Origin of the sequence: Kitasatospora sp. NPDC057595 (assembly GCF_042800875.1) — a bacterium.
Lineage (GTDB): Bacteria > Actinomycetota > Actinomycetes > Streptomycetales > Streptomycetaceae > Kitasatospora.
Genome location: NZ_JBHVGL010000038.1, coordinates 2,920 through 18,195, shown reverse-complemented (window position 1 = coordinate 18,195; position 15,276 = coordinate 2,920). Strand labels below are relative to the sequence as shown.

The window sequence follows — 15,276 nt, the reverse complement described above, 5'->3', positions numbered from 1 at the left end:
CCGCGGATCAGGCGCCGGCGGCGGCGGATCCGAAGATCGCCTGCTGGTCGGCGTCGGCCTGCGAGTACTTCTGGGTCGTGATCTCGATCGCGTCCTTGATGGCGCGCAGCGACTTGTTGAGCTCCTGGGCGTCCGTGTTGAACTGGCCCTGGAGGTTGGTGTAAGCCGTCGCGGCCTGGCCCTGCCAACCACTGGTGATGGAACCCACCAGGTTGTTGAGGCCGTTGATCTCGGTGTTGATCTTGCCGATGACCTCGTCCATGTGCTTGGCGAACGCCAGCATCTCCTGAGCGGTCGTCTTGAACTGACCCATGCTCTACCGTCCCCCATGAGACAGACCTCGTGGCCGGGGGACGTTCTGCGAGCCCCCGGGCATCACCGGTGTGATGTCCTGCAGCACTGTAGTCGGCACACGCAGCTCACCCAACACCGGGCGACAGCCAGTTACCAAGCCATGACATCGTGGCCAATTCCTGTGCGCCGCGCGGACCGAGGCCGCTCAGGCGTTCTGCTGCTGCGCCGCGGTCTTCGCGTTGAGCGCCGGACCGGCCGGCACCAGGTTCGACCACTGCTGGGGCACCAGCGCGGGCTGCAGGCCCTGGTAGCCGAGCCGGGCCTGGTTTCCGCCCGCCTCCTCGGGCTGCGGCGGGCCGGACGGCGTCGCGGGCTGCGCGGAGGGGGTCTTGGGCGCGGCGCCCTGACCGGCCGGCTGGGCCGGCGCGGTGGTCTGGCCGCCCTTGCCGCCCTCGCTGCTGGCCGGCACCGCGTAGCGCAGCCCGGTCTCGGTGATGAGGAAGTCGGTGCCGGAGCCCTCGGCGGAGTTGTCCAGCGCGCGGTAGAACAGGCCGTGACCCGGCGTCACGTGCGCGGTGGCCGCGCCGTTGCTGTAGCGCACCGGGTAGTCGGGGCCGGCCCAGACGCTGCGCCGCGGGGTCCGGCCGTCCTCCGCCACTCCCTCGAACGTGCTGCACACCACCCGGCGCGCGTCCTTCGGCGCCTGCCAGTTGTTGGCCGGTGCGCCCGTCCTGACGGGCCAGTCGGCGGCGCCCTCCGCCATCAGCGGCACATTGCTGTTGACGACGGCGTGCTCGGCCGGGGTCAGGTCGTCGACCCGCGGGCTCTTGTTGGCGTCCTGGTTGTACAGCGGCTGCAACTGCGGGTTCTGCCGGATGAGTTCCGCCTGGAACTGACTGATCAGCAGCAGCTGGGTCTTGCCCACCACGTAGTGCTTGTCGCCGAACCGGACCAGCCGGCCGACCTTGCGGTCCTCCGGGTTCTGCAGCTGCACCGAGGAGTTGGCGGTCCTGGTGTCCGGCACCAGCCCGTCGATCCTCGGGAAGACGATGTCGCTGCCCGGCGCCAGGGTCTCCAGCCAGTCCTTCTTCACCTTCTGCGGGACGGCGGTCGGCCCGAAGACCGCGCCCATCAGCTGGTTGCGGGTGGCGTCCGAGTCCTCCGGCCCACCGATCGCGTGCCGGCGGCCCTTGTCGTCCACCAGGTACACCTTCAACCTGCCCTGGCCCGCCGCCTGACCGGAGGCGGTGACCTGGGGGTCGTCCGCCAGCTGCACCAGCAGCGTCTGTCCGACGTCCAGCTGCCGGTCCTCGGCGCCCAGCGCCTCCGCGTCCGCGCCGCCCGCCACGAACACCGCCTGGTCGACGGTGCTCCCCTGCTCGTCGCCCGGGCGGTCGCAGACCGACCACTTCATCGGGCGGCTCGCGTTCTCCTTGCTCGGCAGCTTGTCCGGCGCGTACGGGATGCCGATCGTCGGGCCGTGGTTGGGGTAGCGGTCGAGCACGCCGTCGTCGACCACCACGACCTTGGAGTCCACCGGCAGCACCAGCCGCGCCGAGGCCATGTTCAGCACCTGGTGCAGCCGCTTGGTCTTCCCGTCCGGGTCGGTCAGCACCACGTACCGGGTGGTGCTCTGCTTGCCCTGGACGATGAACTTGCCCTCGTCCCAGCCCACCGGCGCGCTCGGCTTGAACACCCCCCAGAGACCGAAGCCGCCGACCACCAGCGCGCCTGCTATCACGCTCGGCAGCACCGCCTTGACCGGCCGCGGGGCGTCCTCGTCGCTGCCTCCGCCGCCGGGCAGCAGAAAGGCCGCGACCGTGCGCTTGCGGGCGAAGGTGTAGGCGTTCAGCTCGTCCCGGCGCGATGCCATCCTCGTCGTCTCCCCTGTCGGACCGTCCTGCCCCGTGTCCCGCACCCCCCGGGCGAGAACGCGCTCGAACCCTCTACGATGCGGCAGCAGACGGTGAGTACGGTACGGGTACGGTTCACGCACCGGCCAGCCGGGCCGCGACAACCGAACCAGAGAGGGGCACTCGGGGGATGCCAAGCCAGACCGCTCCAGGGCGCCGGAGCACGGCACGGGGCAGCGGTTCGCGCCGCTCCGAACGACGCGGCCGGGCCGACAACGGCGGCTCCCCCGCCCCGGAGCGCGCGCCGCGCCCGGCCCGTTCCGGCGGCGCCGACGGCCCCGTCGCGGTCCGCGTCCACCCCCGGCCCGGGCTGCTCGGCGGGCGGCTGAGGCTCCAACAGCTCGTCCTGGTCGAGGTCGCGCTGGCGCTGGTCGCCGTCGGCTGGACGATCAGCCGGCCGGTCGCCGCGGGCTTCGGCGCCGTCGGCCTGGTGCTGGTCGTGCTCGCGCTGGTGCCGCTGCGCGGACGCACCCTCCCCGAGGCGCTGCGGGTGCGCGCCGCGCTCCGGGCCCGCCGCAAGCGCGCCCGGGCGCACGTCCCGCCGCCCGGCACCGACCCGGCACTGGCCCCCGCCCTGGAACTCGAACCGGCCCTGCGCACCTGCACCCACGCCACCGAGGCCGACTTCGGCGGCCGGCCGGTTCGCCGGGAGACCGGCATGGTAGGCGACGGCACCTTCCTCAGCGCCGTCCTGCTCGTCCAGGCCAAGGACCTGCCGCTGCGGCCGGCGCGCACCGCCCGGCCGCTGCCGCTGGACGTGCTCTGCTCGGCGCTGCGGGTGGACGACATCACCCTGGAGTCGGTCCAGCTCGTCCAGCACACCCAGCCCGCGCCCGCGCCGCACCTGCCCGAGCAGTCGCTGGCCGCCCGCGCCTACCGGGAGCTCGCGGACGGCACCGCCACCCCCGCGCTGCGGCTCACCTGGGTGGCGCTCAAGCTCGACCCGGAACGGGCGGCCACCGCGGTGCGCGCCCGCGGCGGCGGCGAGCAGGGCGCCCGCAAGGCGCTCCAGCGGGTCACCGACCAGCTCGCCGGACGGCTCAACAGCGCCGGATTCAACGTCACCGTGCTCGACGAGCGCGAGCTGACCGCCGCCCTCGCCATCTCCAGCTGCGTCAACCCGCTGGCCACGGCCGGCCGCCAGGGCACCGGCAGCGGCGGCAGCGGGCGGCGCACCCAGGAGACCAACCGGTTCTGGCGGGTCGACGACCGCTGGCACAGCACCTACTGGATCTCCCGCTGGCCGCAGCTCGGCCGCCCCGGCGGCGCCCCCGGCCGGATCGCCGTCCCGGACCTGGTCAACCTGGTCACCGGCGCGCCCGCGCTGGCCAGCACCTTCAGCCTGACGGCCGGTCACGGCACCGGCGGCTCGGTGGCCCTCAGCGGCCACGTCCGGGTGACCGGGCGCAGCGAGAGCGAGGCCGTCGAACTCGGCCGGCAGGTGGAGGCGCGGGCCCAGAGCACCGGGCTCGGCCTGACCCGGCTCGACCTGGAGCAGGCCCCGGGCGTCCTCGCCACGCTGCCGCTGGGAGGTGCTTCCTGATGGCGTACCAGACCCACTCAACCGCCGGTGCGCAGAGCGGCACCGCGTCGCAGCCGCGGCTCCGGCCACGGCTGCTGCCCGGCTTCGGACTGCGCGGACCGCGCCGGGAGAAGCACGTGCTGACCGTCGCGGAGCTGGCTTCGCTCTCCTTCCCGGTCGGCGACGACGGTGTGCTGATCGGCGAGGACGTGCACCAGTCGCGCCCCGCCGTACTCGGCCTGTTCCGGCCGAGCGCCCATGAGCTGGTACTGGTCGGCGGCCTGTGGACGGCGCAGGTGATCGCGCTGCGGGCGGCCGCCACCGGCGCGCGGATCGCCGTCGAGACCGCCCGTGCCCACCTGTGGGGGCCGATGGCGCAGGCCGCGGGCGGCGGGCAGCCGTGCGTGACGGTCCACCAGCCCGGCCGGCTCGGCCCGCAGGGCGCCTCGGTCACCTCGCCGGTGCTCGTGGTGCGCGACCTCGGCGCCCGTCCGCCGCGCAGCCGGCTCTCCGCCGCTCCCTGGCAGACGGTGCTGACGCTGGTGCCGCACCTGGGGCCGAACGCCGCCCGGGTGCTCAACTCGGCCGACCTGGTCGGGGTGCAGCGGGTGATGCCGGAGGAGGCCGAGCTGATCGGCCGGGTGCTCTCGCTCGGCGCGGGCGAGGTGGCCGCGCTGCCGTCCCTGCCGGACGACCTGACGCTGTGGACGACCCGGATGAACCGTCAGTACGTGCGGATCGTGGCCGGCCAGGCGGAACACCGGATCCTGGGCGGTCCGCGCCGCCTCGACTGACGCGCGGGGCGTGTTGGCGGGCCGTTCGCGAGCCGTGCGCGGCCCGTCCGCAGCCCGTGTGCGAGCCGTCCGGGAGCCGTCCGGAGATGCGGCACCGCCTTCAGCCGGGGGTGGCTCACGGCCTAGGCTGTGATACGGCAACGGCACCGCGAACGTGCGGCGGCGAACACGAGGGAGCCTAGGTGAGCAGCGATCGGGACGGCGTCTACGTCGGCGACAACGCGGCGGAGGACGACGACGACTGGTCCGACGCGCCCGACTACACTCCCCCGTCCTGGTACGTGCAGACGGACGCGGTCGCTCCGGCGCCGGGGGCGGGAACGGCCGCGCCGAGTGGCCAGGTGACGCCGCCTCCGGGCGGGGCGCCCGCTCCGGCGGCCGCGCCCGCGCCGGTACCCGTGCAGGCCGCTGCGCCGCCGGTGGTTCCGGCCCAGCCGCAGCCGCAGCTACAGGTCCAGCCGACCGCGCCGGCCATGCCGCAGCCGCCGGTCCAGCCGCAGCCGGTCGAGGTCGCCGCACCCGCGCCCGTGCCTGCGCCCGCGCCCGCGCCGGTCGAGGTGTCCGCCGTACCTCCGGCCGCCCCGGTCGCCCATGCGGCCCCGGAGCCGGTCGCGGCGCCGCCCGCGCCGGTCCCCGCTCCCGTCCCCGTCCCCGTGCCTGCTCCGGCACCGGCTCCCGGACCGGCGGCGGGTTACGGCTGGCCGCCCGCCGACCCGGCGGCGCCCGTGCAACCCGGCCCCGCCCAGCCGTACCCCCAGCCCTACCCGGCGGCGCCCGGCCAGCCGCAGCCCTACCCGCAGGACCCGGCCGCCTGGGCCGCGGCGCAGCAGGCCCAGCAGGCCCAGCCGTTGCCCGGCCAGCCCCTGCCCGGACAGCCGGTGCCCGGACAGCCGCTGCCGGACCAGGCCGCGCCGCCCGCCCCCGCCGACCCGCGCGCGGGCGGCTGGCCGCAGCCCAACGTCTACCAGCAGCCCGCGCAGCCGCAGCCCGGCGCCCCGCAGTGGGGCCGGCCGCCGGCCGCTCCCGCCGCGTTCCAGCAGGCCGGCGCCCCGCAGCAGACCGCGCACGGCGCGCCGCTCGGCTACACCGCCGCCGTCGAGCTGTCCTCGGACCGGCTGCTGCGCAGCCAGCCGAAGCAGCAGCGCCAGCAGCCGCGCTTCCAGTTCGGCGGCAAGGCGGCCGCCGCGGAGAAGGCCCGGAAGCTGGAGATCATCCGCACCCCGGTGCTCAGCTGCTACCGGATCGCGGTGATCAGCCTCAAGGGCGGCGTCGGCAAGACCACGACCACCACCGCCCTCGGCGCGACGCTGGCCAGCGAGCGCCAGGACAAGGTGATCGCGATCGACGCCAACCCGGACGCCGGCACCCTCGGCCGCCGGGTCAAGCGGCAGACCGGCGCCACCATCCGCGACCTGGTGACGGCCATCCCGCACCTGCGCAGCTACATGGACATCCGTCAGTTCACCTCGCAGGACCTGCACTCGGGCCTGGAGATCCTGGCGAACGACGTCGACCCGGCCGTGTCGACCACCTTCAACGACTCGGACTACCGCCAGGTCATCGACGTGCTGGGCCGCCAGTACCCGATCATCCTGACCGACTCCGGCACCGGTCTGCTGTACAGCGCGATGCGCGGGGTGCTGGACCTCGCCGACCAGCTGATCATCGTCTCCACGCCCAGCGTGGACGGCGCCTCGTCCGCCTCCACCACGCTGGACTGGCTCTCCGCGCACGGTTACGCCGACCTGGTGCAGCGCTCCATCACGGTGGTCTCCGGGGTCCGCGAGACGGCCAAGATGATCAAGGTCGAGGACATCGTCGCGCACTTCCGGACCCGCTGCCGGGGCGTGGTCGTGGTGCCCTTCGACGAGAGCCTGGCAGCCGGCGCCGAGGTCAACCTCGACATGATGCGACCCAAGGTCCGCGAGGCGTACTTCGACCTGGCCACCCTGGTCGGCGAGGACATCGTCCGGGCCCAGCAGGCCGCCGCCCAGCAGGTGAGCTGGCAGCAGCCCCAGCAACAGCAGCCGGCCCAGCAGCAGCCCCCGGGGCCCGGCTACCCGCAGCCCCAGCCCGGCCCGCAGGCCCAGCCGCCGTACGGCCAGCCGTCCCCGTACGGCTACCCGCACCAGCCCGGCCAGCCGGGCGTCCAGCCCGCGCCGGGCGCGCCCTGGGCGCAGCAGCCCGGGCAGATCCCGCCGCCCCCGGCCGGGTACGGCTACCCGCCGCAGCCCGCCCCGCCCGGCGCCGCGGCCCCGGCTCCGGGCCCCGCCCCGGCCCCCATGCCGGAGTGGCAGCAGCCGCCCGCCCCGCCGGCCCCCGGCTACGGCTACGCCCAGCCCGAGGACAACCAGCAGCCGCCGCCCGGCTACGGTTACCCGCCGCCCGCCCCGCCGCAGCACCACTAGCAGCCCGCCGGAGCGAACGTCGAGGGCCCGCCGACCTCCCCGGTCGGCGGGCCCTCGTGCCGTCACACGCGGCAGGCGTCGGTCAGCCCGCGTCGGTCAGTTCGCGGGCACGCTTCACGTCGTCGGCCATCCGCTCCAGCAGCGCCTCGATGGAGTCGAACTTCTCCATCCCGCGCAGGTAGACCAGGAACTCCACCGCGACGTGCATCCCGTAGAGGTCCAGGCCGACCCGGTCGATGGCGTACGCCTCGACGGTGCGGGTGGTGCCGTCGAAGGTCGGGTTGGTACCCACCGAGATCGCGGCCGGCATCCTCCCCCCTTGCCCGCCCTCGGGCAGGAGGGTCCCGTCCCGCCCGGCGATCAGCCAGCCCGCGTACACGCCGTCGGCCGGGATCGCGCTGTGCGGCACGGTCTCCACGTTGGCGGTCGGGTAGCCCAGCTCACGGCCGCGCTGCGCGCCGCGCACCACCACGCCCTCCACCCGGTGCGGGCGGCCCAGCACCTCGGCCGCCCCGGCCACGTCGCCGGACCCGACCAGCCGGCGGGTCAGCGTCGAGGAGAACGGCTCGCCGTCCCCCGCCGCGCCGCGCACCTGGAGGTCGACCACCTCGACGCCGCAGTCCGCGGCCCGGCCCAGCTCGGCCAGCAGCGCGACGTCGCCCGCCGCCCGGTGGCCGAAGCGGAAGTTCGGCCCCTCGACGACCAGGCAGGCGTCCAGCGCGTCCACCAGCACCTGCCGGAAGAACTCCTCCGGCGACTCCTTGGAGAACTCGGTGGTGAACGGCAGCACCAGCACCGCGTCCACCCCCAGCTCCTCGATCAGCTCCGCCCGGCGCGGCTGCGGGGCGAGCAGCGGCGGGTGGCTGCCGGGGCGGACCACCTCGCTCGGGTGCGGGTCGAAGGTGACCACGACCGAGCGGACGCCCCGCTCGCGGGCGCGCTCGACCACCCGGTTGATGATCAGCTGGTGTCCGCGGTGCACTCCGTCGAACGAGCCGATGGTGACGACGCTGCGTCCCCAGTCATCGGGGATCTCCTCCAGGCCACGCCAGCGCTGCACCTGACCGCTCCTTGTTCCCTACGGCGCGTACCGTCCGTACGCTCAAACGCTCAAAACCCGAACCCCTATAGCGTGCCATGCGCCTGTCCCGAGTTCGGCACCGGAAGGCAGGTTGGGCGCACCGCCGGGTGCCGGGGCCCGGCGGCGGGCGTCCGGGACGCCCCGGAGCCGCCCGTGCGCTCGGCCTCCGCCGCCGCGTACTGCGGGTCCCGTCCGGCCGCCACCAGGGCCCGCAGCCGGTCGAGACCGGGCCCCACCGGGCGGGCCGGGCGCTCGTCCGACGGCCAGCGCGCCAGCAGCGCGGCGAACGCCGCCGACCGGCCGGCGCAGCGCACCAGCAGCCCGTCCGCATCCGGCAGCCCGGCCGCCGCCCGCACCAGCACCGCGCGGGCCCGGGCCGGCCGCTCCGCCGCGCAGTGCTCGGCCAGCCCGGCGACGGCGGCGGCCAGCACCTCCGGGTCCGCCTCGGTGGCCAGCAGGGTGTCCAGCAGCTCGCAGCGCAGGGCGTCCGCCACCGGATCGGGCACCGGACGGGACAGCACCTCGGCGAACGGCCGCCGCACGGCCACCGCACGGGCCGCCAGGGCGCTGCTCAGCAGCATCCGCAGCTCCAGCCGGGCCACCGCCCCCTGCACCGCCCCGTGCGCCAGCCGGCGGCCCAGGTAGTCGACGGCGACCGGCCCGGCCAGGGCCGGCCGCTCGCGCAGCAGCCGGGCCGCCAGTTCGGCGCCGCGCCGGGCGGCGGACGGCGCCCGGGCGTCGGCCAGCACCCGCAGCGTGGCGGCCACCGGCGCACCGGCCGGGTCCGCGCCGGCCGGCCCGCCCAGCCGGTCCGCCAGAGCCGCGAGCACCGGCTCCGGGTCGCTCTCCAGCGCCGGGGCCAGCGAGCGCGCGGTCAGGAACCGGTCCTCGCCGCGCCGGTACGCGGCCAGCGCCGCCGGAAGGTGCCCGGCCCGGCTCCGCTCGTCCCGCAGCAGCAGGGCCAGCGCGGCGCCGTGCAGGGTCGGCTCGTCCTCCCTGGCCAGCAGGGCCAGCGCGGTGAAGCGCAGCAGTTCGGGCCCGGCGCCGCGCGCGTACGGGGCCGTGCGCAGCGCGTGCACCGCGGCGGCGACGTGCCGCTCGGGGCGGGGATCGTGGCTCCAGCGGTCCACCGCCCGGCAGAGCGCCGAGGGCTCCTCGACGGCCAGCACGGCCAGCAGCGCGTCCGCCCGCGGGTGCGCGGCCACGGCCAGCGCCTCGGTCAACTCGTCCAGCGCCAGCGCCCGGTGTGCGAACAGCAGGTCGTGCGCGAGGTCGGCGACGGTGACCCCGGGGCGGCCGGGCAGGCCGCGCGGATCGTCGAACCAGGCGCACAGCAGCGGCAGCACGCCCGCCGGATCGGCCCGCAGCCGGGCGGCCACCGCGGCGAGGAACGGCCGGTCCGGCCCGTCGGCGGCCACCAGGCGCCGGTACAGGTCCAGTTCGCGCTCCACCGGCAGGCCGAGCCCGGCCCAGAACGCCGGGCCGTACCCGCCCAGTCCCGGCACCGGCAGCCGCTCGAACCCGCCCGCGGCGGCGGCCCGTTCGGCGATCCGGTCGGCCAACTGCTCCAGCAGCGCCCGGTGTTCGCCGAGGTCGGGACTGGCCGCCAGACCCGCGGCGAGCAGGGCCCCGGCCCACCAGCAGGGTTCGCCGCCCGGCGGGTTCAGGTCCACCGCCCGCCAGAGCCGGTGCAGCCACGGGTCCAGCGCCGGCGCGCCCCAGGTCTCGCCGATCCGCCGGAGCGCGGCGACCACCGGGCCGATCCGGTGCCGCGGCACGGTGGCGCCCGCGCCCGGCGGCCCGGGCCACTCTCCCCCGGCCGGGCGGCCGGGGCCGGCGGGCGGGGCGAGTGCGTCCCGCGCCTCCCCGAGCAGCAGCCGCAGTGCCCCGTCCAGGTCCAGGTGCCGGCCCTGCAGCCAGTCGGCGAGTTCCCCGTGCGCGAACCGGTGGCCGGGCCCGGCCGGTACGAACAGGCCCTCCGCCAGCACGGCCGTCGCCCACCCGCCGGCCGCCGGGAACAGTTCCTCGAACGCGGCCCGGTCCAGGCCGCCCTCCCCGGCGCCGAGCATCCGCCGCGCCGCCTCGTGCACCCGCCCGGCCACCGCCGCCGCCGTCCGCCGCACCCGCCCGGCGTCCCGCGCCGCCGACCGGACGGCGCCCCGGCGATGGGCCCCGGGCCGGCGGACGCGGCCGTCCTCGGCGAGCCGCCGGGCCGCCCGCAGGCAGCACAGGTCGAGGTGGGCCGCGAACAGCTCGCTGCGGAGCGCCGGCTCCCCGCGCAGTCCCTGCGCCCACAGCTCCCCCGCCAGCCGGACCGCCAGCGGGTGCCGGGCGTCCGGCTCGGCCGGCCACCCCGGCGGCAGTCCGTACCGCCGCCGCACCCGCTCCGCCGCCTCGACGGGCAGCGGTCCGAGTCGCCGGACCACCATCCGCACCGCGCCGCCGGCGGGCTCCAGGGCCTGCCGGCCCTCCTCCCCGCAGGCGGTCAGCAACCGCGCGCCGCCCGCCGCCAGCCACCCCGCCGACGCCCGCAGCCAGTCCGCGCCGAGCGGCACCGTCGACTCCTCCGGCCCGTCCAGCACCACCAGCAGCGGCCGCCCGGCCGCCGCGCACAGGGCCGCCACCGCCGTCGCGCCGGGCGCCGGCACCTCCAGCCCGGCCGCCGCGGACGCGAGCGCCCGCTCCACCGCTCCGGTGAGCGAGAGGTCGCCGGCCGCCAGATCGGCCCCGCGCAGCCACACCGTGGGCTGCGGGCGCTCCCCGCCCCCGCGCCGCACGGCCACGGCCGCCGCCTCGGTGCTCCGCCCCGATCCGGGCGCCCCCACCAGCGCCACCACCACCCCGGGCCCCGCCGCTCCGCACCGGCCCCGGCACCCCGGCTCGGCGCCCCCGGCGGACGCGCCGGCCTCCGCGCCCCCGAACGCCCCCCACGACCCGGCGCCCGGCTGCGGCGAAGCGCCCTCCCCGGCCCCGCACGACCCCCCGCAGGCCCCCACCGGGCCGCCGCCCTCCCCCGTCACCAGGAGGTCGGCCCACCACACCGGCTCGTCGGAGCGCTCCACCCGGTCGGCCGCCAGGGCTGCCACCCGGCCCGGACCCGCGCCCGCCGCCGCGACCTGGGCGGCGGTCAGCCGCAGCACCCCGGCCAGGTTGAGCGCCCGCCCGTAGGCGGGCACGTCGGCCGCGTTGCGTGCCAGCACCTCGGCGAGCGCCGGCGCGACCGCCCCGGCGCCGAGCACCGGGACGGCGGTCGGCGGCCCCGACCGCCCCGGGGCCCGCAGGCCGGGCGCGACCACGGCGACCACCGCGCCGCTGCCAGCGTCCAGCACCGGCGCACCGGCCGGGACGACGGCCGCGTCGGCCGCCGAGGGCACGTCGAGCAGCAGCACGCCGCCGATCAGATGGAAGTGGTCCGCCTGCGGGTACACCGCCCCGGTGGTCGCGGCGGCGGCGCAGCGCAGCAGCACGGTCCGCCCGTCCGCGCGCCCCTCGCCCCGCACCGGGACGGGTACCAGCAGCACCTCACCGCCCCCGGTCGGCGGCGGTCCGGCGAGCGGCAGCGGCGCCACCGGCGGACCGTCGGCCGGGTCGGTGCGCAGCAGGGCGAGCCCGTGCCCGGGCAGCGGCCGGACACCGGCCGGGTCCACCGTCCGGGTCCGCCCGCCGGGCAGGTCCAGGACGATCCCGTCGAGGCCCGCGACGGCCTCGTGGGCGGTGAGGACGGTGCCCTGCCGATCGACGACGAAGCCGAGCCCGCGCAACCACCCGTCCCGGTCGCGGATCCGCACCAGCGACCGGCCCGCGTCGCCCGCCGCGGCGGTGTCGTCCTCCCCCGGAAAGCCCCTGAAGCCCCGCAGTCCCGGCATGCCCGCAGCCCTCCCCGCAGGGCCGGCCGGCCCGGGAGTGGACGCGTCGCGGCGACCTGCTCGCCGCCGGGGAGCCTGCCCGGCGCGCACGCGGACGGACCGCGCCCGCGCCGATCACGACCGCCGTTCACCTCGCGCGCTCCCCCGTGCGAGTGAAATTCCCCGGCACCGGCCCCTACGCGGAGCGGTCAGCCGACAAAAACGGCGACCGGCCGGGCCTGGCCGCCCTTCTCCTCCACCAGGGCCAGGAAGGTGCCGTCCGGCCCGAACACCGCGATCGGCCCGTCCACGCCCAGCCGGGGCGCCTTCAGCCGGGCGCCGTGCGAGAGCTGCTTCGCCTGGTCGGCGTCGAGGTCCCAGCGCGGGAAGGCGGCCGCCGCGGCCTCGCCGATCGGCAGCACCTCCAGCGCCGCGCCGGAGCCGCCGGTGACCGCCGCCTCCAGCTGCTCCAGGGTGCGCGCCGACTCCACCCCGTACGGGCCGACCTTGGTGCGCCGCAGCGCCGTGAGGTGGCCGCCGACGCCGAGCCCGGCGCCGAGGTCCCGGGCGAGCGCCCGGATGTAGGTGCCGGAGGAGCACTCCACGGTGACGTCGAGGTCGATCACCGGCGTGCCGTCCTCCGCCACCGCCGCGCGCTGCTCGTGCACGGTGAACGCGTGGATGGTGGTCGGCCGGGCGGCCAGCTCGAAGTCCTCGCCCTCGCGCACCCGCGCGTACGACCGCTTGCCGTCGATCTTGATCGCGCTGACCTTGGACGGCACCTGCATGATCGCGCCGGTGAGCGCCGCGATCCCGGCGTCGATCGCCTCGCGGGTCACCGCGTCGGCCGGGGTCGAGGAGGTGACGTCCCCCTCCCGGTCGTCGGTGACGGTGGTCTGGCCGAGCCGGATGGTCGCCTCGTAGGTCTTGGCGGTGAGCATCAGGTGGCCGAGCAGCCGGGTGGCCCGCTCGACGCCGATCACCAGCACGCCGGTGGCCATCGGGTCGAGGGTGCCGGCGTGACCGACCTTCCGTGTTCCGGCCAGCCACCGCAGCTTGGCGACCACCCCGTGCGAGGTGATGCCCTCCGGCTTGTCGACGATGACCAGGCCGTCCGGACCGGTGCCTTTGCGCTTCATCAAGTTCTCTCTGTCAAAGCCCTACACACATCAACCGCACCGCAAAAGCTACCGAAAGCGCGGCGCGGCTACCGAACCCGCAGCGCGGCCCGGAAGCGCTCCACCACCACGGGGACGTCCTCCCGGGCCGAGAATCCGGCCGCGAAGACGTGCCCGCCGCCGCCCAGCTCGGCGCAGGCCGCGGCGACGTCCACCGCGCCCTTGGAGCGCGAGGAGCCGCGCAGCGTGCCGTCCGGGTCCTGCTTGAGCACCAGCGCCACCTCGGCCTCGGCCGGACGGCGCAGGATGTCGATCAGGCCCTCGATCTCCTCGACGGTGACGCTGAACAGCACCAGGTCCTGGTACGGCACCCAGGTCCACACCAGGCCGAGACCGCCCGCCGCCTGCGGCTCGTAGACGGCCCGGTCGAGCGCGCCGGCCAGCACCTTGAGGTAGCCGAAGGAGGAGGTGTCCCACAGCTGCCGCGCGATGAGGTCGTGCCGGATGCCGGTGGCCAGCAGCCGCGCGGCGAGCTGGTGCGTCGCCGGGGTGGTGGCCCGGTACTTGAACGAGCCGGTGTCGGTGGCGACACCGGTGTAGAGGCAGGTGGCCAGGTCCTGGTCCAGCTCGACGCCGAGCCGGCGCAGCAGCTCGTCCACCAGGACGGCGGTGGCCGGGGCACCCGGGTCGATCAGCTGGTGGGTGCCGAAGCCGGGGTTGGAGGCGTGGTGGTCGAGGACGGCCAGCACCGGCGCGGCGAAGGCCTTGTCGTGCAGCAGGCCGAGCCGGCTCTCCGCCGCGACGTCGAAGCAGAGCACCAGCTCGGGGGTGTCGGGCACCGCCGCGGCCGGCACGATCAGCTCCTGGCCGGGCAGGAAGGCCAGCGACTCGGGGACGATCTGCGGGTCGTCCCCGAAGGAGACCCGGACCTCCTTGCCGAGCCCGCGCAGGGCCAGCCCGGCCGCCAGCGCGGAGCCGAGCGCGTCGCCGTCCGGGCAGATGTGGCAGATCAGGTCGACCGAGCGGGCCCGCCCGATCTCCGCGACCACCTGCTGCCAGACCAGCTCGCGCCCGCTCTCCTCGGAGCGCGGTCCGGGAAGCACCGCGAGGGCACCCTCCACCGTGTCGGTGGAGGACGCCCCCGTGGTCGAACCGGTACCGGCCGCCGAACCGGCCGCCGCCGGCTCACCCGCCATGACTACTCGTCCTCGTCGTCACGCTCGGCCGCCGGAACCTTGTACGGGTCCGCGTCACCGGCGTAGGTCGCGCCCGCGGCGGTGGTCCGCACGGCGGCGTCGATGGCCCGGGCCCGGTCGAGCAGGTCGTCGATGTTCCGGGCGTTCTCCGGCAGCGCGTCCGCGACGAAGGTCAGCGTCGGGGTGAAGCGCACCCCGGTCTGCTTGCCGACCTCGGAGCGGAGCACGCCCTTGGCGCTCTCCAGCGCGGCGGCCGTGGCCTCACGCTCGGTGTCGTCGCCGAAGACGGTGTAGAAGACGGTGGCCTCGCGCAGGTCCCCGGTCACCCGTGCGTCGGTGATGGTCACGAACCCGAGTCGCGGGTCCTTGATCCGGCGCTCCAGGGTCTGGGCGACGACCACCTGGATGCGGTCGGCGAGCTTGCGCGCCCTTGCGGTGTCGGTCACGTTGCCTCCTCGTGCAGTGGGCCGGGTACTCGGGCGTGCTGCGCGCCCGTCGGGGCCCCTGCCCCAAAGTACCGGCCCGCGCCCAGCCTTGTGGGCGCTCTCGGTCCTGATCTGTGTGAGAACGGCGACTCACGCCGCCCGGCTCCACAGCTCTCATTCGTCGTCGTCGTTGTGGTAGCGCCTCCTGGCGGAGAGCAGCTCTACCTCGGGGCGGCCGGCGACCAACCGCTCACAGCTGTCCAGGACCTCGGTGACGTACCCGGCCTCGCCGGACACCACCGCCAGGCCGATCTCGGCCCGCCGGTGCAGGTCCTGGTTCCCGGTCTCGGCAGCGCACACGCTGTACTTGCGCTGCAGTTCGGCCACGATGGGCCGCACGATCGACCGCTTCTCCTTGAGCGAGCGGACGTCGCCCAACAGCAGGTCGAAGGTGAGTGTTCCCACGAACATGTGTGACAGGTCAAGCCGACCTGGAAGGCCTCGGGGAGCGGTCCCGAACCGGACCGCTCCCCGGACCCTACACAGCAGGACCGGGGCCGGGGGGGCGGGGATAAAACCCCCCCCCCGCCCCCCCCCCCCCCCCCCCTAACGCGCCGGGTGAGGCGGGCAAGGGTGTGGGGGGTTTTTTGATGCAACCAGTTTTGGTGTTTAAGGGACCC

General features: G+C 76.3%; 11 protein-coding genes. 3 read left to right on the top strand and 8 right to left on the bottom strand.

Going from position 1 to position 15,276, the window contains the following annotated elements; all coding sequences use genetic code 11:
• Positions 1-7: 7 nt before the first annotated feature.
• Together ACFU9E_RS33925 and ACFU9E_RS33920 are read right to left on the bottom strand one after the other, a co-directional pair.
• Positions 8-313, bottom strand: coding sequence for a WXG100 family type VII secretion target (locus ACFU9E_RS33925; RefSeq protein WP_355372105.1), 306 nt, complete (start codon positions 311-313; stop codon positions 8-10).
• Positions 314-499: 186 nt separating this feature from the next.
• A complete protein-coding gene (locus ACFU9E_RS33920; protein WP_380683044.1) occupies positions 500-2,167 on the bottom strand; it encodes a type VII secretion protein EccB in 1,668 nt (555 codons plus the stop codon).
• 170 nt (positions 2,168-2,337) lie between these two features.
• On the opposite strand from ACFU9E_RS33920, the gene eccE reads away from it, so the two are divergent.
• The 3 genes from eccE to ACFU9E_RS33905 all read left to right on the top strand — a co-directional run bounded on the left by eccE (position 2,338) and on the right by ACFU9E_RS33905 (position 6,931).
• Positions 2,338-3,750, top strand: a complete 1,413-nt coding sequence (gene eccE / locus ACFU9E_RS33915) for a type VII secretion protein EccE (protein WP_380683045.1) — start codon at positions 2,338-2,340, stop codon at positions 3,748-3,750.
• A complete protein-coding gene (locus ACFU9E_RS33910) occupies positions 3,750-4,523 on the top strand; it encodes a hypothetical protein (protein WP_380683046.1) in 774 nt (257 codons plus the stop codon). The genes eccE and ACFU9E_RS33910 overlap by 1 nt, the downstream gene beginning before the upstream one ends.
• Positions 4,524-4,705: 182 nt before the next feature.
• Positions 4,706-6,931: a MinD/ParA family protein gene (locus tag ACFU9E_RS33905; RefSeq protein ID WP_380683047.1), complete on the top strand. Its 2,226-nt coding sequence runs from the start codon at positions 4,706-4,708 to the stop codon at positions 6,929-6,931.
• Positions 6,932-7,013: 82 nt separating this feature from the next.
• On the opposite strand, the gene ACFU9E_RS33900 is transcribed toward ACFU9E_RS33905, so the two are convergent.
• The 6 genes from ACFU9E_RS33900 to ACFU9E_RS33875 form a co-directional block, all read right to left on the bottom strand.
• Positions 7,014-7,991: a bifunctional riboflavin kinase/FAD synthetase gene (locus tag ACFU9E_RS33900; RefSeq protein WP_380686511.1), complete on the bottom strand. Its 978-nt coding sequence runs from the start codon at positions 7,989-7,991 to the stop codon at positions 7,014-7,016.
• Positions 7,992-8,056: 65 nt separating this feature from the next.
• The gene (locus ACFU9E_RS33895; RefSeq protein ID WP_380686509.1) at positions 8,057-11,878 is read right to left on the bottom strand and encodes a trypsin-like peptidase domain-containing protein; all 3,822 of its coding nucleotides are present in this window, start codon (positions 11,876-11,878) and stop codon (positions 8,057-8,059) included.
• A 188-nt stretch (positions 11,879-12,066) separates the two neighbouring features.
• Complete coding sequence (gene truB / locus ACFU9E_RS33890; protein ID WP_380686507.1) at positions 12,067-12,996, bottom strand: tRNA pseudouridine(55) synthase TruB; 930 nt, start codon at positions 12,994-12,996, stop codon at positions 12,067-12,069.
• A 68-nt stretch (positions 12,997-13,064) separates the two neighbouring features.
• Positions 13,065-14,171, bottom strand: coding sequence for a bifunctional oligoribonuclease/PAP phosphatase NrnA (locus tag ACFU9E_RS33885; protein ID WP_380686505.1), 1,107 nt, complete (start codon positions 14,169-14,171; stop codon positions 13,065-13,067).
• Between the two features lie 2 nt (positions 14,172-14,173).
• Positions 14,174-14,617 (bottom strand): 30S ribosome-binding factor RbfA, encoded by a 444-nt coding sequence (gene rbfA, locus ACFU9E_RS33880; RefSeq protein WP_355372127.1) that lies wholly within the window; start codon positions 14,615-14,617, stop codon positions 14,174-14,176.
• A gap of 153 nt (positions 14,618-14,770) precedes the next feature.
• Positions 14,771-15,067, bottom strand: a complete 297-nt coding sequence (locus tag ACFU9E_RS33875; RefSeq protein WP_380686503.1) for a DUF503 domain-containing protein — start codon at positions 15,065-15,067, stop codon at positions 14,771-14,773.
• Positions 15,068-15,276: the final 209 nt, after the last annotated feature.